24 protein-coding genes and 2 tRNA genes are annotated in these 25389 nt (G+C 72.8%); 10 read left to right on the top strand and 16 right to left on the bottom strand.

Annotated features, from left to right (window positions below):
* Nucleotides 1-92: 92 nt before the first annotated feature.
* From V7S47_RS24845 to V7S47_RS24815, 7 genes are all read right to left on the bottom strand, one after another.
* A tRNA-Ala gene (locus V7S47_RS24845) sits at nucleotides 93-168 on the bottom strand.
* Nucleotides 169-224: 56 nt separating this feature from the next.
* Nucleotides 225-1139 (bottom strand): divisome protein SepX/GlpR, encoded by a 915-nt coding sequence (gene sepX / locus V7S47_RS24840; RefSeq protein WP_336564114.1) that lies wholly within the window; start codon nucleotides 1137-1139, stop codon nucleotides 225-227.
* A 70-nt stretch (nucleotides 1140-1209) separates the two neighbouring features.
* Entirely contained in the window at nucleotides 1210-1785 is a 576-nt protein-coding gene (locus V7S47_RS24835; protein ID WP_336564113.1) for a GNAT family N-acetyltransferase, read from the bottom strand.
* A 14-nt stretch (nucleotides 1786-1799) separates the two neighbouring features.
* Nucleotides 1800-2276, bottom strand: coding sequence for a MogA/MoaB family molybdenum cofactor biosynthesis protein (locus V7S47_RS24830; protein ID WP_336564112.1), 477 nt, complete (start codon nucleotides 2274-2276; stop codon nucleotides 1800-1802).
* Nucleotides 2273-2746, bottom strand: coding sequence for a cyclic pyranopterin monophosphate synthase MoaC (moaC, locus tag V7S47_RS24825; protein ID WP_336564111.1), 474 nt, complete (start codon nucleotides 2744-2746; stop codon nucleotides 2273-2275). The genes V7S47_RS24830 and moaC overlap by 4 nt, the downstream gene beginning before the upstream one ends.
* Nucleotides 2746-3978, bottom strand: a complete 1233-nt coding sequence (gene glp, locus V7S47_RS24820) for a molybdotransferase-like divisome protein Glp (protein WP_336564109.1) — start codon at nucleotides 3976-3978, stop codon at nucleotides 2746-2748. Before glp ends, moaC begins: the two co-directional genes overlap by 1 nt.
* The gene (locus V7S47_RS24815) at nucleotides 3971-5350 is read right to left on the bottom strand and encodes a UTP--glucose-1-phosphate uridylyltransferase (RefSeq protein WP_336564108.1); all 1380 of its coding nucleotides are present in this window, start codon (nucleotides 5348-5350) and stop codon (nucleotides 3971-3973) included. The genes glp and V7S47_RS24815 overlap by 8 nt, the downstream gene beginning before the upstream one ends.
* 60 nt (nucleotides 5351-5410) lie before the next feature.
* Here V7S47_RS24815 and V7S47_RS24810 point away from each other — a divergent pair, with 60 nt between their 5' ends.
* Nucleotides 5411-5986, top strand: a complete 576-nt coding sequence (locus V7S47_RS24810; RefSeq protein ID WP_336564107.1) for a 5-formyltetrahydrofolate cyclo-ligase — start codon at nucleotides 5411-5413, stop codon at nucleotides 5984-5986.
* 139 nt (nucleotides 5987-6125) lie between these two features.
* Here V7S47_RS24810 and V7S47_RS24805 read toward each other — a convergent pair whose 3' ends face one another.
* A complete protein-coding gene (locus tag V7S47_RS24805) occupies nucleotides 6126-8735 on the bottom strand; it encodes a penicillin acylase family protein (RefSeq protein ID WP_336564106.1) in 2610 nt (869 codons plus the stop codon).
* Nucleotides 8736-8826: 91 nt separating this feature from the next.
* Here V7S47_RS24805 and V7S47_RS24800 point away from each other — a divergent pair, with 91 nt between their 5' ends.
* From V7S47_RS24800 to V7S47_RS24790, 3 genes are all read left to right on the top strand, one after another.
* Complete coding sequence (locus V7S47_RS24800; RefSeq protein WP_336564105.1) at nucleotides 8827-9132, top strand: FmdB family zinc ribbon protein; 306 nt, start codon at nucleotides 8827-8829, stop codon at nucleotides 9130-9132.
* Nucleotides 9133-9284: 152 nt separating this feature from the next.
* A complete protein-coding gene (locus V7S47_RS24795) occupies nucleotides 9285-9926 on the top strand; it encodes an SAF domain-containing protein (RefSeq protein WP_336564104.1) in 642 nt (213 codons plus the stop codon).
* Between the two features lie 40 nt (nucleotides 9927-9966).
* On the top strand, nucleotides 9967-10350 hold the full coding sequence (locus tag V7S47_RS24790) for a large conductance mechanosensitive channel protein MscL (protein ID WP_336564103.1): 384 nt from the start codon (nucleotides 9967-9969) through the stop codon (nucleotides 10348-10350).
* A 115-nt stretch (nucleotides 10351-10465) separates the two neighbouring features.
* Here V7S47_RS24790 and V7S47_RS24785 read toward each other — a convergent pair whose 3' ends face one another.
* A complete protein-coding gene (locus tag V7S47_RS24785) occupies nucleotides 10466-10639 on the bottom strand; it encodes a hypothetical protein (protein ID WP_336564102.1) in 174 nt (57 codons plus the stop codon).
* Nucleotides 10636-11958, bottom strand: coding sequence for an LCP family protein (locus tag V7S47_RS24780; protein WP_336564101.1), 1323 nt, complete (start codon nucleotides 11956-11958; stop codon nucleotides 10636-10638). Before V7S47_RS24780 ends, V7S47_RS24785 begins: the two co-directional genes overlap by 4 nt.
* 121 nt (nucleotides 11959-12079) lie before the next feature.
* On the opposite strand from V7S47_RS24780, the gene V7S47_RS24775 reads away from it, so the two are divergent.
* The 4 genes from V7S47_RS24775 to V7S47_RS24760 all read left to right on the top strand — a co-directional run bounded on the left by V7S47_RS24775 (nucleotide 12080) and on the right by V7S47_RS24760 (nucleotide 13807).
* Nucleotides 12080-12155 (top strand) — tRNA-Arg (locus V7S47_RS24775).
* A gap of 195 nt (nucleotides 12156-12350) precedes the next feature.
* Complete coding sequence (locus V7S47_RS24770) at nucleotides 12351-12689, top strand: ArsR/SmtB family transcription factor (protein WP_336564100.1); 339 nt, start codon at nucleotides 12351-12353, stop codon at nucleotides 12687-12689.
* A gap of 1 nt (nucleotide 12690) precedes the next feature.
* Nucleotides 12691-13335, top strand: a complete 645-nt coding sequence (locus tag V7S47_RS24765; protein ID WP_336564099.1) for a dihydrofolate reductase family protein — start codon at nucleotides 12691-12693, stop codon at nucleotides 13333-13335.
* Between the two features lie 10 nt (nucleotides 13336-13345).
* Nucleotides 13346-13807, top strand: coding sequence for an SRPBCC domain-containing protein (locus V7S47_RS24760; protein WP_336564098.1), 462 nt, complete (start codon nucleotides 13346-13348; stop codon nucleotides 13805-13807).
* A 3-nt stretch (nucleotides 13808-13810) separates the two neighbouring features.
* Here the strand turns inward: V7S47_RS24760 and V7S47_RS24755 are convergent, their stop codons facing one another.
* The 6 genes from V7S47_RS24755 to V7S47_RS24730 all read right to left on the bottom strand — a co-directional run bounded on the left by V7S47_RS24755 (nucleotide 13811) and on the right by V7S47_RS24730 (nucleotide 23784).
* Complete coding sequence (locus V7S47_RS24755) at nucleotides 13811-14131, bottom strand: MarR family transcriptional regulator (protein ID WP_336564097.1); 321 nt, start codon at nucleotides 14129-14131, stop codon at nucleotides 13811-13813.
* Entirely contained in the window at nucleotides 14118-15593 is a 1476-nt protein-coding gene (locus tag V7S47_RS24750) for an APC family permease (RefSeq protein WP_336564096.1), read from the bottom strand. The genes V7S47_RS24755 and V7S47_RS24750 overlap by 14 nt, the downstream gene beginning before the upstream one ends.
* Before the next feature lie 89 nt (nucleotides 15594-15682).
* Nucleotides 15683-18523 (bottom strand): amidase, encoded by a 2841-nt coding sequence (locus tag V7S47_RS24745; protein ID WP_336564095.1) that lies wholly within the window; start codon nucleotides 18521-18523, stop codon nucleotides 15683-15685.
* A 198-nt stretch (nucleotides 18524-18721) separates the two neighbouring features.
* Nucleotides 18722-19930: an MFS transporter gene (locus V7S47_RS24740; RefSeq protein WP_336564094.1), complete on the bottom strand. Its 1209-nt coding sequence runs from the start codon at nucleotides 19928-19930 to the stop codon at nucleotides 18722-18724.
* A gap of 4 nt (nucleotides 19931-19934) precedes the next feature.
* Entirely contained in the window at nucleotides 19935-20966 is a 1032-nt protein-coding gene (locus tag V7S47_RS24735; RefSeq protein WP_336564093.1) for a LacI family DNA-binding transcriptional regulator, read from the bottom strand.
* Nucleotides 20967-21054: 88 nt separating this feature from the next.
* Nucleotides 21055-23784 (bottom strand): alpha-L-rhamnosidase C-terminal domain-containing protein, encoded by a 2730-nt coding sequence (locus V7S47_RS24730; RefSeq protein WP_336564092.1) that lies wholly within the window; start codon nucleotides 23782-23784, stop codon nucleotides 21055-21057.
* A 298-nt stretch (nucleotides 23785-24082) separates the two neighbouring features.
* Here V7S47_RS24730 and V7S47_RS24725 point away from each other — a divergent pair, with 298 nt between their 5' ends.
* Nucleotides 24083-24325 carry a hypothetical protein gene (locus tag V7S47_RS24725; protein WP_336564091.1) on the top strand — a complete coding sequence of 81 codons (243 nt, stop codon included), beginning with the start codon at nucleotides 24083-24085 and terminating at the stop codon, nucleotides 24323-24325.
* A complete protein-coding gene (locus V7S47_RS24720; RefSeq protein WP_336564090.1) occupies nucleotides 24326-25345 on the top strand; it encodes a LacI family DNA-binding transcriptional regulator in 1020 nt (339 codons plus the stop codon). It abuts the gene before it with no gap.
* Nucleotides 25346-25389: the final 44 nt, after the last annotated feature.

Here is a 25389-nt window from a genome sequence, read left to right as displayed (position 1 = left end):
GCCCACCCCCCCCCCCCCCCCCCCCCCCCCCCCGGCCCCCCCCCGCCCCCCCCCCCCCCCCCCCCCCCCCCCCCCCCCGCTTCTCTGTCACCTGGTGGAGCTGAGGGGATTCGAACCCCTGACCTTCTCATTGCGAACGAGACGCGCTACCAACTGCGCCACAGCCCCTTCGCGCCCGAAGACGCGAGGCGAAACGTTAGCACCCGACTCCGGGTGCTTCCCAATCAGGACCCGACGGCCCGGTCGTCTCCGTCGGAGCGCTGGGCCTTCTCGGCCCGGTCGGCCTGCTCGGCCTCGCGGGCGAGCTGGCTGTCGCCGGCAGCGTGGCCGGAGGACCACACGCCGGTGTCGTCGAGGTCGATCGTCCGGACGGTACGACGAGCCGCCGCCGGCTTGGAGACGTACGTCGGCAGCGTGACCGGGACCGGGTCCCACAGGGTCGGGTCGAGGCGGACCTCGGAGACGATCCGCACGGCGGTGTCGCCGTCCTCGGTGACGACCGAGATCTCCTCGGTGACCTCGCCGACGACCTGCTCCTCGCCCTCCTCGGAGGCCTCGGAGGCCTCGGAGGCCTCGGAGGCTTCGGGAGCCTCCGGAGCAGCCGGGACACTCGATCGCGGAGCGAGCGCGGCCTGCTCGCCCTTGACCATCACCCGGCAGAGCACCAGCCAGGCGACCAGCAGGCCACCAGGCGCGGCGGTCCACCACCAGGAGAAGACGTTCAGGCCCGCCAGCAGCGCGACGACGGCGTTGGCCACCAGCAGCACGGCCAGCACGTTGCGGCGCCGCTTGGTCGCGCGCCGAGCCGCCTCGCGGCGCGCACGGCGCTGGGCGGGGGTCAGCTCGACGGGAGCGGGCGCCGGCGCCTCAGCCACCGGAGCGGGCTCCGAGGCCGGCTCGTCGGCGGCCGACGGCTTGGTGACGACGACCGCGGTCGACGCGGGACGCCCCGGCGTGACGACCAGGCGGGCGGTCTTGCTGCCCACGGGCTCACGGCGGGCGAGCACCCGCATCCGGTTCGAGAACCGCTCAACGGAGCGGCTGCGCACCGCGTCGTCGTGCGACCTGATGGCGACGGGGATGAGGTAGGCCGCCCACGCCACGGCCAGTGCCACGAAGATGAGCGCGCTCCAGTCCACGGACAGGAGCGTAGGTTCACCCACACACGGTGGGGCGGATGTCTACCCGTGTGTCGCGAGAAGACTTGTGTTACTCGTGTGACTCGAGGCGGGCCAGCAGTCCGTGCGGGACCTCCTCGCGGGTCACCGCATAGATCCGGTGGTCGCGCCACTCGCCGTCGATGTGCAGGTAGCGGGGCGCGTAGCCGACCTCGTGGATGCCCAGCTTCTCGACCACCCGCAGCGAGTTCGAGTTCTCCGGGCGGATCGCGATCTCGACCCGGTGCAGCCCGGCCGCGGTGAAGCAGTGGTCCACGACCAGCGCGACCGCGCGCGGGATCGCACCGCGGCCGGCGTACTGCCGGTCGATCCAGTAGCCGACCGAGCCGAACTGCGCGGAACCGCGGGCGATGTTGGTGACCGTCACCTGGCCGGCGAACCGGCCGTCGACCTCGACGGCGAAGGGGTACGTCGTCCCCTTCCGGGCCTGGCGCCGCATCCGGCGCACCAACCCGCGGAAGGTGCTCGGCCGCACGCCCGCGTTCGGCGGGACGGTCGCGTCCCACGGCACCAGCCAGGCCGCGTTGCGCTGCCGGGCCTCGCGCCAGGCCCGCTGGTCGCGGGCCCGCAGCGGTCGCACGGTGACGTCCCCGGACCGGAGCGTCACCGGCCAGCCGCCGGTCAGTGGTCGCTCCCGACGACCTGCTCGACCGCGTGCACCACGATCGGCGCCAGCACGGCGAGCCCGTCCTTGACCCCGCCCCGGGAGCCGGGCAGGTTCACGACGAGGCAGGAGCCGGCGACGCCGGCCAGCCCGCGCGAGAGCGCGGCCGACGGGACGCCCTGCGCGACGCCGTACGCCCGGATCGCCTCGGCGATGCCGGGGACCTCGCGGTCGAGCAGCGGGCGGGTGACCTCGGGGGTGCGGTCGGTCGGTGTCAGGCCGGTGCCTCCGGTGGTGAGCACGAGGCGCGCGCCGGCGGCAAGCGCGGCCGAGATCGCGGCCCCCACCGGCTCCCCGTCCGGGACGACGGCCGCGGCGTCGACCGTGAAGCCGAGGTCCCGCAGCGCGTCGACGATCAGCGGGCCGGTCTCGTCGGCGTACACGCCGGCCGCGGCGCGGTTGGAGGCGACGACGACGGCCGCGGGCAGGCTCATCCGCGCGCCCAGTCGCCGGACTTGCCGCCGGTCTTGGTCTCGACCCGCACGTCGGTGATGACCGCGCCCTTGTCGACGGCCTTGACCATGTCGACGACCGTGAGCGCGGCGACCGACACCGCGGTCAGCGCCTCCATCTCGACGCCGGTGCGGTCGGTCGTGCGGACGGTGGCGGTGATGTCGACCGAGGCGTCGGCGACGACCAGGTCGACCGTGACGCCGGAGAGGGCGAGCGGGTGGCACAGCGGCACCAGGTCGGGGGTCCGCTTGGCGGCCATGATCCCGGCGACCCGGGCCACGCCGAGCGCGTCGCCCTTCGGCACGCCGTCGCCGCGGAGCAGCTCGACCACGCGGGGCGCGACCAGCACCCGGCCCGAGGCGGTCGCCGTACGTGTGGTGACGTCCTTGGCGGACACGTCGACCATCCGCGCGGCGCCCGACTCGTCGACGTGGGTCAGGTGGTCGCTCATCAGTAGTCCAGGTCCAGGGGCAGCACGTCGACCAGGGTGCCCGCCGGGATCGCCGTCGTCTCCTCCGGGATCACCACCAGCGCGTTCGACGAGGCCAGGTCGCCGACCAGGTGCGAACCCGGGCCGCCGACCGGCGAGACGGTGACCGTGCCGCCGTCGACGACGTACTCGCCGCGGAGGTACTGCCGCCGACCGGGCGGCGAGGTGACCGCGTGCGTCAGCCGGGCGGGGACGACGGGCCGCGACCACGGGGTCATCCCCATCATCTTGCGCAGCGCGGGCAGCACGAACAGCTGGAAGGAGATGTACGACGACACCGGGTTGCCGGGCAGCGTGAAGATCGGGGTGTTGTCCTCCCCCACGAACCCGAAGCCCTGCGGCTTGCCGGGCTGCATGGCGACCGGCCCGAACCACACGCCCTTCGGCGCCAGCGCCTCCTTGACCACGTCGAAGTCGCCCTGCGAGACGCCGCCGGAGGTGACCACGACGTCGGCGCGGACCAGCTGGTCGTCGAGCGCGGTCAGGAACGCCTCGGGCTGGTCCGGGACGATGCCGACCCGGTAGGCGATCGCGCCCGCCCGCCGGGCCGCGGCCGCGAGCAGGAACGAGTTGCCGTCGTAGATCGAGTCGTGCCCGAGGGGTACGCCGGGCTCGCGCAGCTCCGAGCCGGTCGACAGGATCACCACGCGGGGTCGCGGCCGCGAGCGCACGGTCGCCCGGCCGATCGAGGCGAGCAGGCCGAGGTGGCGCGGGCCGAGGACGGTGCCGCGCTCGACCACCAGGTCGCCGATCGCGACGTCCTCGCCGGCCGGCCGGACGTGCTGGCCGGGCTGCGGGGCCTGACGGATGCTGACCTGGGCGACGCCGCGGTCGGTCCACTCGTAGGGGACGACCGCGTCGGCGCCGGTCGGGACCGGAGCCCCGGTCATGATCTTGGCCGCCGTGCCCGGGGCCAGCGCGAGCAGCTGGGCGTTGCCGGCGCCGATCTCGCCGACCACGGGCAGGTGCACGGGGAACTCGTCGGAGGCGGAGGCGACATCGGCTGCGACGACGGCGTACCCGTCCATCGCGGAGTTGTCGAAGGACGGCAGCGCCACCGCGGCCGTGATGTCCTCCGCGCAGGCCAGGCCGAGGGTGTCCATCAGCGGCTGCGGGAAGACCGGCAGCGGCTCCAGGTCACGCAGGACCCGGTCGAGGTGCTGCTCGACCGTGTCCGGGGCGCCCTCAGGCATCGGAGAGCACGGTGTCGGCACCGACCCGCTGGGCCGACGACGACTCGAGCGACACCTCGCCGACGACCCGGACGCCGCGGCAGAAGGTCCAGTCGCCCTCGACGGTCAGCGACGTCGCCTTCCGCAGCGACGGCGCGCCCTCCGGGAAGCGCTTGTCGAACTCGCCGACCAGCTTGTAGTGGTCGGTGTCGAGGTCGACGTAGGGGATCTCGTCGGCGGCCTGGTCGAGCACGAAGTCCTGGCCGATGTCGTAGACGTCGGAGCGGAGCACGAGCAGGTCGTTGGTGGTCTTGACCGGCACGAACCGCTCGCGGCTGACCTCGATCAGCGTGGAGCCCTCGAAGACCTCGATCGCCGCGCCCATGGCGGTCTCGACCTGGATCACCTCGGGCGAGGTCTTGTCACCCGGGTCGACGTTCTTGACGTTGCGGATCAGGGGCAGACCGAGGATGCCGTCGCGCTGGTCGAGGACGGTCTTCAGCGCGGCGAGGTCGATCCACAGGTTGTTGGTGGAGCAGAAGCGGTGCCGCTCGAGGTCGGCGAGCGCGTCCTTGTCCTCGTCGAGGGTCTGCGCGGTCTCGCGGAGCACCAGCCGGCCGTCGCTCTTGCGGCGGGCGAAGTGGCCGCCCTTCTTGTCCGACGGGGTACGGCGGACCGCCTCGATCGCGAACGGCGCCCCGGTCGAGGCGAACCAGCCGGCGACGCGCGCGTCCGGCACGGCCCCCAGGTTGTCGGAGTTCGAGACCAGCACCCGCTCGTAGCCGGCCGCGATCAGCTGGTCGAGCAGGCCGGTGCCGCGCAGGGTGGTGTAGAGGTCGCCGTGCCCGGGCGGACACCACTCCAGGTCGGGGTCCTTGGGCCAGCTGACCGGCGAGAGGTCCTTCTTCAGGAGCTTGGGCTCCTTGTTCTGCAGGAACTCCAGCGGCAGGCCGGCGACCGGCAGCGCGTCGTACCGGGCGAGCGCGGCCATGGTGTCGTCGGAGGTCCGGAACGAGTTCATGAAGATGAGCGGCAGGGTCGCGTCGTACTGCTGGCGCAGGTGGAGGACCTGACGGGCGATGATGTCGAGGAAGTTCAGGCCGCGGCGGACGCACAGCAGCGACTTCGCGCGGTCCATGCCCATCGACGTGCCGAGGCCGCCGTTGAGCTTGATGACCGCGGTGGTGCGGATCGCCGCCGCGGCCGCCTCGTCGGAGACCTCGACGTCGGCCAGCGCCTCGATGTCGACCGGCTCGATCGTCGACTCCGGGATCATCCCCGTCTCGCCGTGCTCGAGGAGGCGGAAGTAGTGCGCGAACGTGTCGACGGCGACGGGGTCGACGCCCTCGGCCTCCATCTTGGCGCGAGCGGCGTGCAAGCCAGGGCTACCCATGCCACCGATCGTAGGCTCGCGGGGTGGTCCATCGGCAAACCTCCGCGAAATGATCGAGGCGTGAGCCCCGTCACTGCCCAGAAGCTGGCCCTGCGCGACCGGCTGCTGACCGCGCGCGGCCGGCGCCCGCTGCTCGACGTCGGCGAGGGCGCCCGTCGTACGGCGGAGCACCTGCTCGCCGCGCCGGAGGTACGACGGGCCGCCACCGTGGCGGCGTACGTCTCGATCGGCACCGAGCCCGGCACCGGCCTGCTGCTGCGCGCGCTGGCCGACGCCGGCCGCCGGGTGGTGCTGCCCGTGCTGCTGCCCGACGGCGACCTCGACTGGGGGACCTACCGCGGCGACACCTCGCTCGCCCCGGCCCGCCGCGGCCTGCTGGAGCCGGTCGACCGGCTCGGCGTCGACGCGGTCGCCACCGCCGACGTCGTCCTGGTCCCCGGCCTGGCGGTCTCCCCCACCGGGATGCGCCTCGGTCGCGGCGGCGGCTCCTACGACCGGGCCCTCGCCCGCGTGCCCGTCGGCACGTTCACCTGCGTGCTGCTGAACGACGACGAGGTCGGCGTCGAGGTTCCCGTCGAGCCGCACGACCGCGCCGTCTCCGCCGCCGCTTCGCCGTCCGGGATCGTCCGCTTCTGAGTGCTCGCCCTGCCTCGCTGGTCGAGTGGCTGCGAGGAACGAGCGGACGTATCGAGACCACCGGCGGGTCTCGATACGCTCGCTGCGCTCGCTACTCGACCGACGAACGAGCTCGCTACTCGACCGACGAACGAGCTCGCTACTCGACCGACGAGCCCGGCACCAGGGTGAGGACGTGGGCCGAGGACTCCTCGACGGCGGCGGACGAGAACGCCCAGGGCAGGGACTCGCCGCGGGCCCAGAGGTCGGTCTGGTCGGTGTAGTGGTCGCTGGCCGGGTGACCCGAGACGCCGGTGAGGTTGATCCAGCGGGAGGCGTCGAGGTCGTCGAGCGAGACGACCATCCGCATCGACGGGGCCGAGGTCACCTCGTAGCCCTCCGCCGCGTCCCAGGCGGAGGCGTCGACGGTGCTGCTGCCGCCGCCGACCTCCCAGCCCCCGCGGTTGACCAGCCGCTCGACCGGGCCGATGCCGGACTCGCCCAGGGTCGGCGAGCGCAGCTCCAGGCGGTGCAGGTGGCCCCAGGTCCAGCCGGCGGGGTCGCGGGACTGCCGTCGGGTCAGCTCGTCGCGGGCCTCGCGCTGCACCTGCTCCAGGATCGTGTCGCGGTCCTCGACGACGTCGGCGGTGGTCGTGTCGTCCCACCACGGGTCGTCCGGCTCCTCCAGCAGCGCGGCGACCACGGCGTACCAGCGCTGACCACCGTCGGGCCACTGGTCCTCCGGCAGCTCGTCGTGGAAGGTCCGGGACAGCAGGGTGCGCCAGACGACGTTGTAGTACGCCGCCGCGCCGCTGTCCGCGGACTGGTCGAAGTCCCAGTCGCGGAGCAGGTCCTGCCCGCCGGACCAGTAGCCGTGCGGCAGCGCCACGTCGAGGAGGTACGGCGTCAGCAGCGGCGCGAACGGGTGCCGGTCGTCGAGCTGCAGGTCGAGCATCGCGTCGACGTCCACTCGGTCGGCGTCGGACAGCACGTCGCGGATCCGCTGGGAGCGCCAGCCGTGGTCCCAGTCGTCGGTGAGCCGGTAGGGGTAGTCGTCCCCGATCACCGCCTGGTTGGCGGCGACCACGAAGCCCTCGTCCGGGTCGAGCACGTTGGGCAGCCCGTCGTACGGGACCACCTCGCCGGTCCAGTCGTTCTCGGGTCGCCAGCCCGCCGACGGCATGGTCCCGTCGTTGCCGGACTTGCGGATCGGCACCCGCCCGGGCGCCTGGTAGCCGATGTGGCCCTCGCGGTCGGCGTACACGACGTTCTGGGAGGGCGCCGCGAACGACGAGAGCGCTGCCCGGAACGAGTCCCAGTCGGTGGCCAGGTTGAGGTCGAGGATGGCGTCCGCGGTCGGCGCGGGCTCCAGCGCCGTCCAGGAGAGCGCGACCGCGAACTCGCGGTCCTCGCGCGCCCGCTCCCCCACGTCGGCGAGCTCGTCGGCGACGTCGGAGAGGATCGGACCGTGGCGGGTCGAGCGGACCGTCAGCTCGACGTCCTCGCCGTCGGCGACCTCGATGGTCTCGATGCGGGTGCGCAGCGGGCGCCAGGCGCCGTCGTACCTCCACTCGTCGCCGCGGATCTGCTCCAGGTAGAGGTCGGTGACGTCGGGAGCCAGGTTGGTGAAGCCCCAGGCGATGTCGGCGTTGTGGCCGATGATCACGCCCGGGACGCCGGAGAAGGTGAAGCCGGCGACGTCGAGCGGGCAGTCCTCGGAGACCCGACGGCAGTGCAGGCCCATCTGGGTCCACACCCCCGGCAGGCCGACACCCAGGTGCGGGTCATTGGCGAGCAGGGGCGCGCCGGTCGCGGTGCGGTCCCCGGACACGACCCAGCTGTTGCTGCCGATCCCGTCGCCCTCGCCGAGCAGGTCCGGCATCCGGCCCAGGCCCGCGCCGACCTCGCGCAGCACCGCGCGCTGGTCCGCCGTCCAGGCCGGACGGAGGGGGTTGCGGGTGCCGCCGGTGCTGGCGTCCTGCTCGAAGACGCCGTCGACCACGGCGCCCTGCCCGACGATCGGCTCGTGCTCGTCGAAGGGGTACGACGGATAGAGCGCCCGCATCCGCTCCGGCCCCACGGCCGAGCGGACCAGCACCCGGTCGATCTCGTCCTGCATGTTGCCGCGCAGGTCCCAGGCCATCGCCTTCAGCCAGGCCAGCGAGTCGACCGGCGTCCAGTCCTCGGGCGTGTAGTCGAGACCGCCGACGTTGAGCACCGTGTACTCGACCGCGATCTCGCTCGGCGAGTGCTCGTCGAGGTAGGCGTTGACCCCCTCGGCGTACGCCTGCAGCGCGGCCCGGGTGTCGGGGCGCACCAGCGCCAGCTCCTGCTCGGCGACCCGCCGCCAGCCCATCGTGCGGACGTAGGAGTCGCTCTCGACGGCGTCCTCGCCGAACATCTCCGCCAGCCGGCCGGCCGTCGCGTGCCGGCGCACGTCCATCTCGAAGAACCGCTCCTGCGCGTGCACGTAGCCCTGGGCGCGGACCAGGTCGGTCAGCGAGTCGCCGTACAGCTGCGGGATGCCGTGCTCGTCGCGCACCACCTCGACCTCGCCCTCGAGGCCCGCGACCGTCGCCCGGCCCTCGTCCTGGGGCAGCGGCCGGCGCGCGAGGGTCACCACGGTCACCAGACCGGCGACCAGCACGAGCACCAGCCCGACCACGCCGTACGACGTCAGCCGCGCGGCGCGGGGCCACCCTCGATAGGCGGCCCACCCCCGACGCAGGACGGTGCCGGGTGAGACGGAGGCTGGTGTGGGGTCGGTCATCGCCCGGTCATTCTGCCGGTGCCGTATCCTTGGCACTCGCACCAGTCGAGTGCCAAAGCCGCTTCAGCACCACTCTCAGCACGGAGCCACGATGCCCACCTACCAGTACGCCTGCACCGAGTGCGGTCACGCCTTCGAGCAGGTCCAGAAGTTCACCGACGACTCGCTGACCGAGTGCCCGCAGTGCTCGGGCCGGCTGCGCAAGGTCTTCAACGCGGTCGGCGTCGTCTTCAAGGGCTCGGGCTTCTACCGCACCGACAGCCGCGGCTCGTCGACGTCGTCCGACGCGGGCTCGGGCACCAAGACCGAGACGAAGACCGAGACCAAGAGCGAGTCGAAGTCCGAGAGCAAGCCCGCCGCCCCGGCCGCCAAGCCCGCGGCGAAGTCCTCGGACTGACGAGGACGCGCCAGCGGACTCGTCGATTGGTGGTCGAGCGAGCGGCACGGCTGAGCTTGCGAAGCCGCGACCCGCGTGTCGAGACTGACCCGGCGCCCAGGCGCCTGTGGAGGACGCGGGCAGGGCCTGCCGATCCCTCCTAGCGTCGGGGGATGCTCCCTGACTCCCCCGCCGCCACCCGCCCGACCCGGGCACTGAGCGCCGTACGCCGCGCCGTGCTTGCGCGCCGACGGCTGCTCGCCGCCCTGCTCGCCGGAGTGGCGGTGGCGGCCGGTCTCCGCGCCGCGGCCGAGCCGCCGCCCGCGACCGTCGCGGTCACCGTTGCTGCGCGCGACGTGCCCGCCGGGGTCGCGCTCTCGCCCGGGGACCTGACGACCGCGGCCTTCGCCCCGGGCACAGTCCCCGACGAGCTGGCCGACGACGCCGTCGGCCGCGTCCTCGCCTCCCCGCTGCGGCGCGGCGAGCCGGTCACCGACGTACGGCTGGTCGGCCCGGGCCTGGCCGCCGGGCACCCCGGCCGGGTCGCCCTGCCGGTGCGCCTGCCCGACGCCGGCATGGCCGGGCTGCTCCGGGTCGGCGACGTGGTCGACCTGGTCGCGGCCGACCCCCAGGGGGGCGAGCCCCAGCTGGTGGCGGCCGCCGTACCCGTCCTGGCCCTGCCGGCCGGCACCGCCGAGACCGGCGGCACCGGCCTCGGGGGCCGCCTGGTCGTCGTCGGCGCGCGGCCGGACGACGTACCGCTCATCGCCGACGCCGCGGTGCGGCTGTTCCTGACCTACGCGTTCGGGGACTAGCCTCCTAGGGACCGATCCCCCGGAACCCAGGGAGTCCTCCATGCTCGGCGGCTTCAAGAACTTCATCCTGCGCGGCAACCTCGTCGACCTTGCCGTCGCGGTCATCATCGGTACGGCGTTCGGCGCCGTCGTCACTGCGTTCACGGCCTGGCTCATGGGACAGATCCCGGCGACCGAGGACACCTTCAAGAACGTCAAGGAGGGCGACCTCGGGTTCTTCCTGAACGCCCTGATCTCGTTCCTCGTGCTGGCCGCCGTCGTGTACTTCTTCGTCGTCCTGCCCTACACGAAGGCCAAGGAGAAGTTCTTCCCGAGCGCCCCTCCCGGCACCCCCGAGGACATCAAGCTCCTCCAGGAGATCCGCGACCTGCTCGCCACCCAGCAGGGCCGGACGACCAGCACCTCGGACCAGCCGCTCAGCTGATCCTGGCCGCCGCGTGAGTTTCATCGGCTAGCCGATGAAACTCACGCCTGGACGATGAACCTTTGTCGTCCCGGGGTGAGGTTCATCGGCTAGCCGATGAAACTCTCCCGCGCCCTCAGCTCGAGCCGTGGTGGGGCGGCACCTGCGAGCGCAGCCACGCGTCGCCGGCGTCGGCCCGCTCGCGGGGGCTCTCGTCGTCCCGCTCGTCCGTGGTCGTGGCGGGCAGCGCGTCACCGAAGACCTCGGCCAGCCGCCGCTTGCGCTCCCAGTCCGCCTCGGGGGTGGTCACGTGCACAGCCCCGCGGCCTCGAGCGTCTCGCGCTGCGCCTCGTCGCGCTCGGAGCCGCCCGTCCCGGCGCTGGCGCTGGGGTCGTCGCTGGGGCTCGCGTCGCCTGACGGGCTCTCGGAGTCCGAGGGGCTCTCCGAGTCCGAGGGGCTCTGGGAGGCGCTCGGCGAGCCGGGCAGGTTCGCGGCGTCGAGGGTGCCCGAGTCGAGGTTGCGCGACATCGGCTTGTCGTTGAGGACCCGGTTCCAGACCCGCTCGGCGTCCTCGGTCCACACGACGCGACCGCGGTACTCCTCGCGGGTGTCGTAGGCCCACGGGATCGTGATGAAGCGGACCCGCGAGAGCCCGATGTCCTTGAACCCCAGGCCGACCTTGCTGATCTTGACGAAGTTGTCGAGGCCCGGGTCGACGGTGAGCGACTTGGTCGCCGCACGCAGGAACCCGATCAGCCGGTCCGGGCGAGCCAGGACGCCGCCGGAGACGACCTTGTTGGCCATCGCCGCGATGAACGCCTGCTGGCGCTTGACCCGGCCGATGTCGGAGCCGTCGCCGAGGGTGTAGCGGGCGCGCACGTAGTTGAGCGCCTCCTTGCCCCGCAGCTCGCGCGTGCCGGCCTTGATGTCGATGTCATGCGCCGGGTCCGAGATGTCCTCGGGGATGCAGACCGGGACGCCGTCGATGGCGTCGACCATGTCCTTGAACCCGGCGAAGTCGACGACGACGAAGTGGTCGACCTTGATGTCGGTGAGGGTCTGGAACTGCTGGATCGTGCACGCGGGACCACCCACCGCGAACGCCTCGTTCCACATCGCGTTCTCGGCGCCCTCGATGGTCTCGCCGTCGTCACCGATGCAGTCGGGCCGGGTCACCAGCGAGTCGCGCGGGATGCTGACGCCGTACGCCGACTTCCGGTCCCCCGACAGGTGGAACAGCAGGGTCGTGTCGGAGCGCTGGCCGGACCCGGTCAGGCCGTCGATGTTGTTCCCGCTGCCGTCGCGGTCGTCGGAGCCCATCACGAGGATGTTGAGCGGCTCCTGCGGCTCGGTCGACTCCGGCTTGTCCGGCACGTCGTACAGCTGGTCGGCCACGTCGACGACGTCGAGGTTGTGGTTGAGGTCGCGGTAGAGCCACACGGTCCCCAGCCCGGTCACCATGCCGAGCACGACCATCGTGGAGAGCAGCACCTTGCCCACCGTGTGCCGCTTGCGGGCCTTGCCCCGCCTGGCCCCGCCGCGTCGCGTGCCCTCGGCTCGGGTCTCGGGGTCGCCGATCACCGGCGGGACGGCCGACTGGTCGTGCGGGCCGGTGGGGCCTTCGGGCATGCGGGAACTCCAGGGATGGGGCGGTGGCGCGCCCCCGAACCTACGGGTGCACCTCAAATGGTGTGCGCGACCGGCGAGTAGGTCAAAACCGCGGCATGACAGGATGTCCGGCGCCGATCACGCCCCAGTAGCTCAGCGGATAGAGCAGCCGCCTCCTAAGCGAAAGGTCGCAGGTTCGACTCCTGCCTGGGGCACCACCCGGCCGTACGTGGCTCCGACTGCGGCACGCGGCCCTCCACCGACGCTCGGCTCCGGCTCCGGCTGCTCCGCGACCCGGGGTGCGGCCCGAGTCGCCGGCCTCTGGCGGTCGATCTCCGGCACTCACGTGGGCGACACTCATCGGCAGAGACGCTGCTTGACGAGCGATCACCCACCCCGCCATAGTTAGGCATATGCCTAACTATGGCGACGAGCTGGACGCCGTCCTCCGCGCCCTGGCGGACCCGACGCGTCGGGCCGTCGTGGAGCGGCTGTCCAGGTCGCCGGCCGTCGTCTCCGAGCTGGCCGCCCCCTTCGCCATGGCACTGCCGTCCCTGATGCAGCACCTCCGGGTCCTCGAGGCCGCCGGCGTCGTCACGTCGGAGAAGCAGGGCCGGGTCCGGACGGTCAGCCTGCGACCCGGCGCCCTCGACGTCCTGCACCTGTGGCTCGGCGAGCAGCGCACGCCGGCCGAACGGCAGGCCGACCGACTCGGCCTCCGCCTCACCCGCTCCGCACCGAAGGACACCTGACATGACCCGCGTCCGCATCGACCTGTTCAGCTCGCTCGACGGCTGCGCCTCGGCCGGCGGCGGAGCCGAGAACCCGATGGGAGAGGACTGGGGTCCGCTCACCGCGGCGTACGTCGCGACCCGCACCATGCGCGAGCGCGTCTTCGGCGACACCAGCGGCGCCGGCACCACGGGCATCGACGACGCGTACGCCGCGGCGTTCTTCGAGGGCGTCGGCGCCGAGATCATGGGCGCCGCCATGTTCGGCCTGCACTCCCACCCCGACGACCCCGACTGGAAGGGGTGGTGGGGCGACGAGCCCCCGTTCGGCTGCCCGGTCTACGTCCTGACCGGCACCGCGCCGCGGCCCGACATCGAGATGCGGGGCGGTACGACGTTCCGCTTCCGCAGCGCTCCGGTCGAGGACGTGCTCGCCGAGGCGGCCGCAGCGGCCGCGGGACTCGACGTCCGGGTCGGGGGCGGCATCGGCACCGCCCGCGCGTTCGTGCGGGCCGGCCTCGTCGACGACCTCCACGTCGCGATCGCGCCGGTCGTGCTCGATCGCGGCCACCGCGTGTGGGAGGACCTGCGCGGGCTCGAGCAGACCCACCGCATGACGACCCAGGTCGCCGAGAGCGGCACGATCCACGTCACCTTCACCCGCTAGGAGCCGGCCCATGACCGACGAGCGCCGCCTCGCCCACTCCGGCTTCACCCTCACCCGCGACTACGCCGTACCCGTCGAGCGGGTCTGGAGCGCCTTCGCCGAGGAGGACCAGAAGCGAGCCTGGTTCGGCGACCCCGACGCGTTCGTGCGCGGAGAGTGGGCGTTCGACTTCCGCGTCGGCGGACGCGACGTCGCCGAGGGCGCGTTCCACGACGGTCCGGTCTCGCGGTACGAGGCCACCTACACCGACATCGTCACGCACGTCCGCATCGTCACGACCTACGACATGTGGCTCGACGGGACCCACATGTCGACCTCCGTCGCGTCGTTCGAGTTCGTCCCGACCGACCAGGGCACCCGGTTCACCCACGCCGAGCACGGCGTCTTCCTCGACCGGTACTGGGCCGACGGCCCGAACCGCGAGGTCGGCAGCCGCGGGCTCCTCGACCTCCTCGGCACCCACCTCGCCTGACGATCAGGTCCCTCGCTCCTCGGCCTGCGGCTCCGCGGGCTCGTCCGACGCCTCGACGAGCTGCGAGATCGCCCCCGACGCCAGGGCCCGCACGCGCTCGCCGATCACGAAGCCGCGGAGGTCGGGGGTGCGGACGAGGTACTCCTGGGCGACGAGGTGCTTGACGATCCGGTAGACGCTCGCCTGCGACATCGGCAGGGCCTCCGTCAGCTCGCGGGCGGTCACCCCCGGGCCGAGCCGTACGACGGCCTCGAGGACCGCGAACGCGCTGTCGACCGCGGCCGGCTGCCGGGCCAGGAAGCCGTCGCGGTCAGCGGTCGGCATGGGAGTCGGCCCGTTCCTCGGGAGGCAGGATCACCGACGACGCGAGGGCCTCGTCGTGCATCCCGACGTACCGGTCGCCGGTGACGCGTCGGCGCGCGGTGCCGAGCCGCATCAGCAGCCCCAGGACCGCGGACGCGACCAGGAGACCGACCGCGAGGTAGGTCCCGTCGCGGAGCTCGGTGACCAGCTCGTTGACGGCCACCGCGGCCGCCCCCACCCCGGAGACCACGGCCGCGACGACCGGGACCGGCGTGACCTCATCGAGGCGGCGGAGGAAGAGGAGGAGGGAGAGGGCGGTCAACGCGTAGGCGGTGCAGATGACGACGGAGGTCGCCACCTTCAGCTCCCAGCCGAAGGAGCCACCCTCGTCCTGGGCGAGCACTCCGACCATCGTGGGCAGCACCGCGAGGGGCGTGACCGCGAGCGCCGCCGTCATCGGGATGCCCCGGGCGTTGACCCGGCCCAGGGCGTCCGGCAGCACGCCCTCCCGGGCGAGGGAGAAGACCAGACGGGCGAGGGCGCACCACACGCACAGGGCCAGCGCCACCAGGGACCAGGCGAGGACGACGAGCACGAGCGCGTCGGCCACCGACCGGTCCGCCCCCGGCGAGAACCAGCGCCAGCTGAAGACGGACGGTGCGTCCGCCGGACGCTGGGTCGCGACCAGGTTGGCGAAGGCGAAGAGCACGGCCGCGAGGACCAGGCTCCAGCGAAGCGCGAACGGCACCTCGGCGAACGGCCGCTTGGTCTCCAGGCCGAGCGAGGCCGAGCTCTCGTAGGCCAGGGTCAGGGTGACGATGAGCCCGGCACCGAGCAGGATCCGGCTCAGCGACGCGCCCTCGAGGGAGAGGACCTCCGGGCCCGGCCAGCCGTACCGCTCGATCCAGGTGCCGAGGACGACGACCAGCACCACCAGGCTCACCACCTCGACCGCCAGGGCGGCGCGGGTCGACCAGTGGATGCCGCGACTGATGGCGTAGAGGCACATCGAGGCGCCGACGACGAGCAGGACCAGCTCCCGGCCGGTGCCCGCGAACAGGTCGACGCCGCCGGCGGCGAGCGCCGCCTCCGCGCGTCGCGAGCCGCTGCCCAGGCCGAAGCCGATCATCGCGGAGTAGCCGATGATCAGCCCGCCCCCGACCACCAGCGCGAGCATCGGCCCGAGTCCCTTCGCGACGAAGGTGTAGAGCGTGCCGGCCGACCGGAACCGCGTCGAGAACTGGTTGAAGGTCAGAGTGAGCAGGCCGACGAGGCCGAACCCCAGAAGGGTGCTGACCCAGAATCCGGGGCCGACCACGGCGGGGAACGCGAGCCCCGAGCCGAGCGCGGTGAGTGACGGGACGAGGACGGCGACCGAGTGGGCGACGAGGTCGAGCGCGCCCACCTCGCGACGGGCCACGCCCTCGAACACCGATCGGTCGCGGAACCGGAGGGAGGGGCGGGCGCGGTCGCGGGCGGGCACCGGCCCACCGTAGGTCCGCCGACCCGCCGCGCCGGCGGCGCCGTACCCCGAGGTACGACGCCGCCGGCGTTCGTGCGGTGGGCGCATCGTCAGCGACGCACCTTCACCCTGGTCGCCTTCGTCAGCGACTTCGTCGCGCCGGTGCCCGTGAAGGTCACCGCGAGCACGACCCGCTTGCCCCGCAGCAGCTTGCGCTTGGCCGACCGGGGCAGCTTGACCGTGACCTGGCGCTGCGCGCCCGCCCCGATCCGGACCGTCTTCACCGCCAGGCGCTTGCCGCCGAGGGCGACCCGCACCTGCCCGGTGCAGGCGACCGCGGCGCTCGCACAGCCGAGGCTGAGCGTGGCCCGGGCCGGACGCGCGCCGGCGACCTTGGCCGTGACCGTCCGCGAGAGGACCGTCGGGCGGACCGACGGCACCGCCGGGGTCGGCTCGACCGGGTCGACCGGCTCGAGCGGCTCCACCGGGCTGGGGATCGCGTCGGCGTCGTACTCCAGGGCCGGGAGGACGGCCGGGAGCACCCGACCCTCGCGGATCGTCTTGAAGGCGTAGACGAAGCCGAGGAGCTCGGCGTCCTGGTAGGCCTTGCCCTGCAGCTGGAACCCGATCGGCGTGCCGTTCGCGTTCGTGCCCGCCGGGAAGATCGCCGTCGGGACGCCCGAGGCGGACGACTGCGGGTCGAGCCGGCCGAAGCTGTTGCCGGTCGAGTCGTTGAGGTGGATGTCGCTGAGACCCTCGGGGTAGAGGACCGCGTCGACGCCGTTGTCGTCCATCCACGACCCGAGGACCCCGCGGTACTGCGCGCGCCAGGCCTCGAAGTCCCGCTGCTGCTGGTCGGTCGAGAGGGCCGAGCCGCTGGAGACCTGGTCGATCGTGGTCGGGGCGTCGGGGTGCGCCTCGAACCACTGCAGCCAGCCCTCGCGGCCGAGACTGCCGTAGTCCCCCCGGGTCGGGGCGGCCGGCGCGGCCGGGATCTCCTTGATCGTGGCGCCGGCGGCCTCGAAGGTCGCGAACTGGGCCCGCAGCGCGTCGCTCGTCCCGGTGGTGCCGAACGGGTCGGTGAACGCACCGGCCGGGACGCCGATGGTCTTGCCGCGCAGCGCGTTCGGGGTGAAGTACTGGCTCCAGTTCTCCGGCCGATGGCCGTTGGACACGTCGTCGAGGACGTCGTCGGGGTTGTCGACCGCCGCGACCTCCAGCAGCGCCGCCAGGTCCTCGACCGACTGGGTCATGAAGCCGACGTAGTCCTGGATGAGGGTCAGCGGCATGGTGCCCGCGCTGGACTGCATGCCGTCGGTGCCGCGCAGCGAGTAGAGGCTGCCGGCCCACGACGGACCCCACAGCGAGTCACCGGTCTGGGTGCCCATGGCGGCCGCGCCGAAGCTCGCGGCGATCGAGGCGCCCGAGCCCCCGCTGGAGCCGATGGTGCTCTTCGACGGGTCGAAGGCGTTCCACACCTGGCCGAAGTGGCTCTGGCTGAAGTGACCGCTCTGCGCGAACCGCGAGAGGTTCGCCTTGCCCAGGATGATCGCGCCGGCCTCGCGCAGCTTCTTCACCTGGAAGGAGTCGTCCGAGGGCGTCCAGCCGTCGAAGAGCACCGACCCACCGGTCGTGGGCATGTCCTTGGTGTCGATGATGTCCTTGACCAGGATCGGTACGCCGAGCAGCGGGCGGGTGTCGCCGGCCTTGCGCGCGGCGTCGGCGGCCTTGGCCTGCTTCATCGCGTCCGGCGCGACGGACAGGACCGACTTCAGCCCGAACGGACCACGGTCGTACGCCGCGATCCGGTCCAGGTAGGCCCGCACGATCTGCTGCGAGTTGGTGACCCGGGCCTTCAGGTCGGCCGACTGCTGGGTGAACGACTTGCCGATCGGGTCGTACGGCGAGGTCGTCTTCACGGTCTCGGCCTGGACGGCGCCGAGCACGTCGTTCTGGATCGGCTCGGTCGCGCCGGTCGCGCAGTCGGCCGCGTCGACGCCGAGGGCGGTGAGGTCGTAGTTGACGACCGAGCACAGCTCGCTCACGTTGAGGCCCGTGACGTCCGGGGTCGACACCAGCTGCTGGGCGGTGTTCTCGACGAAGCTGACCTCGGAGCCTGCGGTGGGGATCGGAGCACCGCCCAGGGCCCGGACCTCGGAGCGGCCGGCGACGACGTACCGGACCAGCGAGGCGGTGTCGCCGGGCTGGATCGTCAGGGACGTCATGAACGCCGGGTGGTTGGCCTCGTCGCCGGTGGTCGCGAGGTCGTTCGTGAACGGGTCGCGCAGGAAGTTGCCCATCCGGGTCAGGTCGCCCGCGGTGCCCGGCTGGCCGATCACGGTCGCCGACGGACCGTTGGTGCTCGCCGAGCCGGGACCGGCCGACGGCGAGTACCACGCCGCCCAGCCGTCCGCCGGTGTGATGGCCGCGTCGCCGGTCGACGTGCCGGCGATGGCGGTCTGGTTCGCGCCGGTGTTGTAGCCGAGCTGCCCGCCGAAGGCCACCTCGACGGTCACCGGCACGTGCAGCGTGTTGGTGAAGGAGTCGAAGAACCGCCCGTAGTTGTCGGCCTTGTCCACGGCCAGCTCGCGCTGGACGACCACGCCGTCGAGCTTGACCCCGCTGGTGGTGGAGAAGGTGTCGCGACCGTCGTACGTCAGACCGAAGCCGCGGAGCAGGATGCCGTTGAGCCGGCTCGTGCCGCCGGCGACCTCGACCCGGAGGCCGCCGTACCCCTGGAGGGCGAGGCCGGCGGTCCGCGTCACGCTGCCGGTGTCGACCCCCGGGATCGCGGCGTCCTGGACCTGCCAGGTGTCGCTGCGGGCGACGTTCACCGTGTTGAGAGCCTGGGCGGGGACGGCCGCGAGGGCCGACATGGCGAGCCCGGCCACCAGCGCCGGGGGGATGAAGCGATGACCGCGGCTGCGCCGCTGGTGCACCTTGCGAGACATACGACTCCTCTGGTCATGCCGGGCACCCGACGGGGCCCGGCCCGATAACACCGACGACGACAGCGCCGTGGTCGTCACCGGTCGCGTCCGCCCGAGCGGCGCGACCTGGCACGGCGCAACGTAGGCAAGCCGGATGTCACCGGCGTGACGCCCGGTCACGGGCCGTCGACCTCAAATGAGAAAGCGCGGACGACCCGTTCAGCCGGGGCGGGCAGAGGTCGAGGTGCGCATGATGACGACGCCCACGGCGGTCGACACGAGCGCGCACCCGGTGAGGATCGCGAAGAGCACGGACGGGCTCCACGACATCAGCGCCGGCGTCACCACGGCGAACGCCGCGGCGGCCGCCCGCGCCAGGGCGATGGTCGTGCCCTGGACCGTGCCGCGCCACTCGGTGTCGACCAGCTCCTGGGTCCAGACCTTGTAGAGCCCCTCCCCGACGAACGGGTAGGCGAGGCTGTAGAGGATCAGCGCGACCAGGACGACGGCGATCGACGTACCGCCCGACACGGCGATGAGGAGCTGCGAGCCGACCAGGAGCACTGCGCCGGCCGGGAAGACACGGCGCCGCCAGGGGGTGTCGGCGAGCAGGCTGAACCCGATCGTCCCGGCCAGCCCCAGGAGGGTCACCCCGAACGAGATGGCGGTGGCCGCGCTCTGGCCGGCGCCACCGACCACCACCAGGAAGTAGGTCCGGAAGCTGCCGAAGGTGTTGGCGAGCAGGGTGTAGACCACGTAGAACGCCGCGAGCAGGCCGGCCGTGCGCAGCGTCCCCTCGCTGGACCGTCGCGGGACGACGGCCCTCGGCTGCGGGGACCGGTCCTCCGCGAGCGACGCCGTCAGGCGGACCCGCGCCACGACCGTCAGGAGGGCGGCGACGGCGAGGACCCCGAAGACCGCGCGCATGCCGTCCACCCCGAACGGCGAGACCACGAGCGCCAGGGCGGTCGCCAGGAGGATGCCTACCGTCCACATGACGTGGGTGAGGGCGATCAGCCGCCCGCGCACCGCCACCGGCGCCCGCTCGGACACCATCCCCAACGAGGCGGGCAGGTCCGCTCCCGAGGCGATCCCGAGCAGCACGACCCCGCCGTACAGGGCCCACGCCTGGTGCGCGCCCGCCACCACGGCGGCGCCCAGGGCGTAGAGCACGACGGTCGCCGAGAACACGCGGTGCCGACCCACCCGGTCGGACACCGGTCCCCCGACCAGGGCTCCAGCGGCGATCGAGAGGGTCAGCGCGAAGCTGACGAAGCCGACCGACCAGTCGTCGAGGCCGAGGTCGGAACGCCAGAGCGGGAGAGCGGATCCCACGGAGACGATGGCGGCGCTGTCGAGCAGCGAGGCCATGCCGGCGACCAGGACGAGTCGACGCAGACCGGTGCTCGCCGAGCGCGTGGGCAGCACCCGCTCAGCCGGTGACGGTGGAGGCACGCACGACGAGCTCGGGGGTGAGCTCGAGGTGGGGGCGGGGCCCGGCTGCCTCCGCGCCGGACGTCGCGGCGATCTCGTCGACCAGCAGCTCCGCGACGGTGGTGCCCAGCTGCTCCTGCGGAGTCCGGATCGAGGTCAGCGGCACCGCTCCCAACCGCGCGAACTCGATGTCGTCGTACCCGATCACGGCGACGTCGTCGGGCACGCTGAGGACGCCGCGGAGCCCGGCCAGCAGGCCCATCGCCACCAGGTCGTTCACCCCGAGGAGGGCGTCGGGAAGGGTCGACGGACTGCGCCGCAGGAGCTGGCGGGCACCGGCCTCGCCGCCGTCGATGGAGCGGGCCGGGCACCAGACGACCTCCACCGACGCCCCGGGCTGCTGGCCTACGGCGGCCGAGACGCCGTCGAACCGCTCGGCGATCTGGCTCCGCTCCAGGGTGTCGGTGACGAACGCGAGCCGGCGGCGCCCGGTCGAGAGCAGGTGCTCGGCCGCGATGCGACCGCCGGTGACGTGGTCGATGGACACCGACGCCTGCTCCGGGCTGCGCGCCCGGTGGGCGCAGAGCACGCTGGCCATGCCCCGGGCCCGCAGTCGGGACAGCTCCGGCTCGATGTCGGTGACGGGGGTGATGATGACGCCGGCCAGTCGCTGGCGCTCGAACAGCTCGAGGAACCCCCGCTCCCGCTGCGGGTCCCCGCCGTCGACGGCCGACAGCAGCTGGATCTCGGCGGCCGCGAGCCGGTCGCTGATCGCGTTGGTGATCGCGGGCGTCCGGGCGCTGGCCAACTCGTAGGAGATGTAGCCGGCCACCGGGTTGCGCCCACGACGCAGGCTGCGCGCGGCGTCGTTGGGGGCGAAGTTCAGGGTCTCCATGGCCGACCTGATGCGTTCCCGGGTCGGCGGCGACATGCGCTCCGGGTGGTGGAAGTAGTTCGAGACCGTGGCGGCCGAGACCCCGGCGAGCGCGGCGACGTCGCGGATCGTCGGTGAGTCAGCGGGTCCGGCCATGGCGCGCCCATGCTACGGGCGCCCTACGGCGGTGGGGTCCGCGACGGGTCGCGGGCCCCACCGCCGTGCGGTGCTCAGGGACGGACGGTCAGCGCCGTACGACCCGGAAGCCGTCGACCCCGCGCGCTTGGCCGGTGGTCGCGGTGCCCGGGTAGACCACGACGACCCGGTGCCGGCCGGCCTTCAGCCTCCTCAGCGTCACGGTCGCCTTCCCGTTGGCCGCGAGCCGGACCCGGCGTACGACGCGGCCGTCGAGACGGACCTCGACCCGGCCGGCGACCTTGCCGCGGGTGGAGCGGACGGCGATCGTGACCTTGGGCCGGGTCGTGGTGGTGACCTTGGCGGGCCGGACCTTGACCTTCACGGTCGTCTTGCCGACCGGAGCCGGCGTCACCGGAGGCGCCGGAGTGTCGGCGACCCGGGCATCGAGCGCGCCGCCTGTGACCTGGAAGGTCACGTAGCCGTCAGCGAAGGTGGCGCCGAGCGCCAGGCTGCGCCCGTTCGACCAGACCCGCCGGCCGTTGACGGTGACCGTCTGGTCGGCCGTCGCGGGCACCGAGACGGTGCCCCGGGTGTCCGCGGGAGAGGCGGCCTTCAGGGAGAAGGCGCCCGCGGCCACGTCCTGGGTCCACGAGACGTCGATCTCACCGGTCTCGGTGGGGACGACGCCCTTGCTGAACTTGAGGTCGCCCGGGTGCGGCTGAAGCTTCCAGGTGGAGTAGCCGGGGCCGGTCGGCGAGATGCCGAGGACCTGCTCGGTGAGCTGGACCGTGGGCGAGGCGGCCCATCCGTGCGCCAGGCTGGCCGTGGCCCGGTTGACGCCGCCGTCGGTGTTCTTGAACTCCCAGAACGCGCCGGTGTAGAGCGGGTTCTCGGGGTCGATCATCGTGCCCCAGGTACGACGCATCAGGTCGAAGGCGCCCTCGGTGTCGTCCACCGCGAGGCGGCCACCGGTCTCCATGCCGATGCCGAACGGCTCGATGGTGTGCCCGGTGGGGTCGACGAGACCCTCGCCCATGATCGCGCCGTGGTCGTTCCAGTTGACCTTGAGCGCCTCGAGGACCCGCTTCTCCTGCCCCTTCGGCACGAAGCCGTACTGCAGGGCGAGGCCGTTGACGTCGCCCGCGATCAGGTCCATCTTCTGGTCGCTCTGGCCGAAGAACCCGCCCTCCTGGTTCCACAGCGTCGTGGTCACGGCCGTCTTGATCCGGTCGGCCGTCGCGTCGTACTCCGCGGCCCGCTCGGCGGTGCCGATCTGGCGCTCGTACCACGCCATCTCGCGCAGCAGGATGTAGTAGTCGATGCTGAACTTCGTCACGTACCCGGGCATGTAGGACTGGAAGTAGTCGCGGTCGCCGCGGGTGTAGGTGGGGTCGCTCGGGTTGGCCGGGTTGCGCGGCGCGATCAGGTTCTTGTCGAGATCGAGGAAGGCCTGGTTGTAGGCCACCGACCGACGCACCTGGTCCAGCGTGGCCCGGGCGAACTCCTCGTCGCCGGAGTAGCGGAAGTAGTCGATGATCGAGCGCGTGCCGTAGCCCGAGTAGTTCACCGAGTAGTAGATCGGCGCACCCTGGCCGATCGGGTACGAGCCCCCGGGGCCGGTGCCGACGCGGCCCTTGTTGAAGTCCGGGGAGCCGGGCAGGTGACCGTCGGCGCGCTGCTCGCGCAGCAGCTCCTCCAGGGACCACTTGACGTACTGCTCGCCCTCGTCGCCCAGGGTCGCGATCGCGGTCGGGCCCTGGATGATCAGGTCGCCGGTCCAGATGCTGCCGTCGCGCTTGGCGCCGTCGTAGATCCGACCGTCGGGCAGGCCGCGCAGGCCGGGGAGCTTCAGGTTGGTCTGCAGCGTGTAGGCGCCGGCGTACCAGAGCCGGTTGAGCTCGTCGTCGCTGGACTCGAAGTGGCCCCGGTAGTCCTCGGGAGTCGCTCGGTAGGCCTGGAAGTCGACGCCGAGGTCGCGGATGGTGAGTGAGCCGGGGGTCGTCAGCGTGAGCAGGACGAACCGGAAGCCCGGGTGGGCGCCGGCCTCCAGCCGTCCGGGGGTCGTGGGGGTCAGCAGGTCGTTGCCGCCGACCAGGGACTGGCCGGGGTTCTCGTCGGACGCCGGGCCGAGGGCGGCGCTGGTGACGGCGGTGCCCGGGACGGCCGGGTTGCCACCCGATGCGGGCACCGGGCCCGTGACCGGGGCGGTCAGGGGCGCGTCGAGCGTGATGGTGCCGGCGCCGGAGCCCTGGCCGGTGGTCGGGGCGAAGGCGACGATCGTGCGGGTCTGCGCGGTCGCGCCGGTGCCGATCACGATCTCGCTGTCGACCTCCAGGCCGGCGGTCGAGGCGACCGGGAGGACGGTCTCGCCCGCCGCCGTGTTCACCCGTACGGCGGTGCTGGCCGCTCGTCGCAGGAACGAGCGGGCCTCGCCGGTGACGACCTGCAGGGTGGGGTCGGCACCGCCGGGCGTGGCCGGGGTGGTCCGGACGACGTCCATGAACGGGACGCCGCTCATCTCCTGCCCGAAGTCGAGGACGACCGACGCCGGGGTCTCACCCGCCACCGTGGTCAGGGTCATCGAGCCGTTGCGCTCGACGAGGGCCGCCGGGCGGGTCACCGAACCACGGGGATCGGCGAACGCGGTCGGGTAGACCTGGGGCGAGTCGGGGCCCAGGACGTACTTCTCCCAGCTGGCGGGGGCGTCCACGGCGACGGACGGTGCGGCGACGCTGGCGCCGCCGCCCGTCGTCAGCGTGACACCGCCGATGGCCAGCACGGCCGCGGCCGCGAGGCTCGTGAACCTCAGGCGGCGAGCCTGGTGGTTGTTCGACATGTAGTTCTCTCCAGTGGCTGATCGGATCACCGGGGGGCGCCGTGTCGCCGCCCACCTCGTCCTGCCTGCAGCACCGCGATGCGGCGCCGGCGTGACTGTCGTCACGCGAGGTGAACCGTTTCACAAGAAGGGCCGGGCGTCACTACTCGTCCACGAATGTGAACCACAATGTGTCATCGCGCCCCGAAACGGCCTCCACGGAGCCGATGAGCGGCTTGGAACAAGTTGTGTCAAAGCTCCAGAACGCCTCGAACCTGTGACCTGGTCCACAGTAGGCTGATCTTTGGTGAATCGTTTTATGACCGACAAGGACGGACCGGTGACCCAGTCGAGCCACCCCTCACCTCGGATCGAGGCGGACCACCTCACCCTGCAGATCCTCTCGGCCATGGCGCGGGGCATGAACACGACCGACGCGGCGACGGCGTGCAACGTCTCGCTCAGCACCCTGCGCCGACGCCTCGACGACGCCCGGCGGGCGTGGGGGCTGGAGCACAACATCGAGCTCGTGGTCCACGCCGTCCGTAGCGGCCTGATCTGAATGCCGGGCTCGAGGTCGGCGTCCATCAAGGACGTCGCAGTCGCGGCCGGAGTCTCCGTCGGAACCGTCTCCAACGTCCTGAACCGCCCAGACCGGGTGGGCGCCGCGAACCGGCAGCGGGTGGAGCGGGCCATCGCCGCCCTGGGCTTTGTGCTGAACGAGCCGGCCCGCCACTTGCGCGCCGGGACCAGCCGGACCCTCGCCTACCTGGCCCTCGACACCAGCAACCCCTTCTTCACCGACGTCGCGCAGGGCGTGGAGGCTGTGGCCGAGCTGCACGGCCTCGGCCTGATGCTCTGCAACGCCGGCGGCCGGGCCGAGCGCGAGGCCGCTCACCTGCGCCTGGTCCACCAGCACCGCGTGCAGGGCCTGCTCATCACCCCCGTGGACCCTCGGTCGGCCGGTCTCAGGGCCGTCCGGGACCAGGGCATCCCGACCGTGGTCGTGGACCACCGGACCGACCACACGTTCTGCTCCGTCGCGGTCGACGACCACCTGGGGGGACGCCTCGCGGTCCAGCACCTCCTGGACCGCGGCCACCGACGGGTCGCGTTCGTCGGCGGTCCGCTCACGACCGGGCAGGTGGCCGACCGGCTCGCCGGCGCCCGGTCGGCCTGGCAGACCGCCGGCCGGTCCGATGACGACCTCGTCGTGCTCGAGACGGCCCGGTCCGACGTACCGCACGGCGGCCTGGCGGCGCGGCGGCTGTCCGGCCTGCCCGACCACGCCCGTCCCACGGCCGCCTTCTGCGCCAACGACCTCCTGGCCCTGGGGGTCCTGCAGCACGCCGTCAGCACCTCGGTGCGGGTGCCGCACGACCTCGCGATCGTGGGGTACGACGACATCGAGTTCGCCGGCGCGGCCGCCGTTCCCCTCACCTCGGTCTCGCAGCCGCGCCGCGAGCTGGGGCGGGCTGCCTCCGACCTGCTCCTGGCGGAGGTCGCCGACCCCGGGCACCGGCACCAGCAGCTGCTCTTCCGCCCCGAGCTCGTGGCGCGCGCCTCGACGGCCCTGGCGTGACGGCGTCGCATCGGGCGCGTCCGAGGTGCCTGGTGCCGACCGCT

Source organism: Nocardioides sp. CCNWLW216 (assembly GCF_037120545.1).
Classification (GTDB): Bacteria; Actinomycetota; Actinomycetes; order Propionibacteriales; family Nocardioidaceae; genus Nocardioides; species Nocardioides lianchengensis.
This window is presented reverse-complemented; position numbering and strand designations above follow the sequence as displayed.

Coding starts and splice junctions, on each gene's coding strand:
- V7S47_RS24830 (WP_336564112.1), bottom strand. CDS start 2,276: ATGAGCCTGCCCGCGGCCGTCGTCGTCGCCTCCAACCGCGCCGCGGCC.
- moaC (WP_336564111.1), bottom strand. CDS start 2,746: ATGAGCGACCACCTGACCCACGTCGACGAGTCGGGCGCCGCGCGGATG.
- glp (WP_336564109.1), bottom strand. CDS start 3,978: ATGCCTGAGGGCGCCCCGGACACGGTCGAGCAGCACCTCGACCGGGTC.
- V7S47_RS24815 (WP_336564108.1), bottom strand. CDS start 5,350: ATGGGTAGCCCTGGCTTGCACGCCGCTCGCGCCAAGATGGAGGCCGAG.
- V7S47_RS24805 (WP_336564106.1), bottom strand. CDS start 8,735: ATGACCGACCCCACACCAGCCTCCGTCTCACCCGGCACCGTCCTGCGT.
- V7S47_RS24800 (WP_336564105.1), top strand. CDS start 8,827: ATGCCCACCTACCAGTACGCCTGCACCGAGTGCGGTCACGCCTTCGAG.
- V7S47_RS24795 (WP_336564104.1), top strand. CDS start 9,285: ATGCTCCCTGACTCCCCCGCCGCCACCCGCCCGACCCGGGCACTGAGC.
- V7S47_RS24790 (WP_336564103.1), top strand. CDS start 9,967: ATGCTCGGCGGCTTCAAGAACTTCATCCTGCGCGGCAACCTCGTCGAC.
- V7S47_RS24780 (WP_336564101.1), bottom strand. CDS start 11,958: ATGCCCGAAGGCCCCACCGGCCCGCACGACCAGTCGGCCGTCCCGCCG.
- V7S47_RS24770 (WP_336564100.1), top strand. CDS start 12,351: ATGCCTAACTATGGCGACGAGCTGGACGCCGTCCTCCGCGCCCTGGCG.
- V7S47_RS24765 (WP_336564099.1), top strand. CDS start 12,691: ATGACCCGCGTCCGCATCGACCTGTTCAGCTCGCTCGACGGCTGCGCC.
- V7S47_RS24760 (WP_336564098.1), top strand. CDS start 13,346: ATGACCGACGAGCGCCGCCTCGCCCACTCCGGCTTCACCCTCACCCGC.
- V7S47_RS24755 (WP_336564097.1), bottom strand. CDS start 14,131: ATGCCGACCGCTGACCGCGACGGCTTCCTGGCCCGGCAGCCGGCCGCG.
- V7S47_RS24745 (WP_336564095.1), bottom strand. CDS start 18,523: ATGTCTCGCAAGGTGCACCAGCGGCGCAGCCGCGGTCATCGCTTCATC.
- V7S47_RS24735 (WP_336564093.1), bottom strand. CDS start 20,966: ATGGCCGGACCCGCTGACTCACCGACGATCCGCGACGTCGCCGCGCTC.
- V7S47_RS24730 (WP_336564092.1), bottom strand. CDS start 23,784: ATGTCGAACAACCACCAGGCTCGCCGCCTGAGGTTCACGAGCCTCGCG.
- V7S47_RS24725 (WP_336564091.1), top strand. CDS start 24,083: ATGACCGACAAGGACGGACCGGTGACCCAGTCGAGCCACCCCTCACCT.
- V7S47_RS24720 (WP_336564090.1), top strand. CDS start 24,326: ATGCCGGGCTCGAGGTCGGCGTCCATCAAGGACGTCGCAGTCGCGGCC.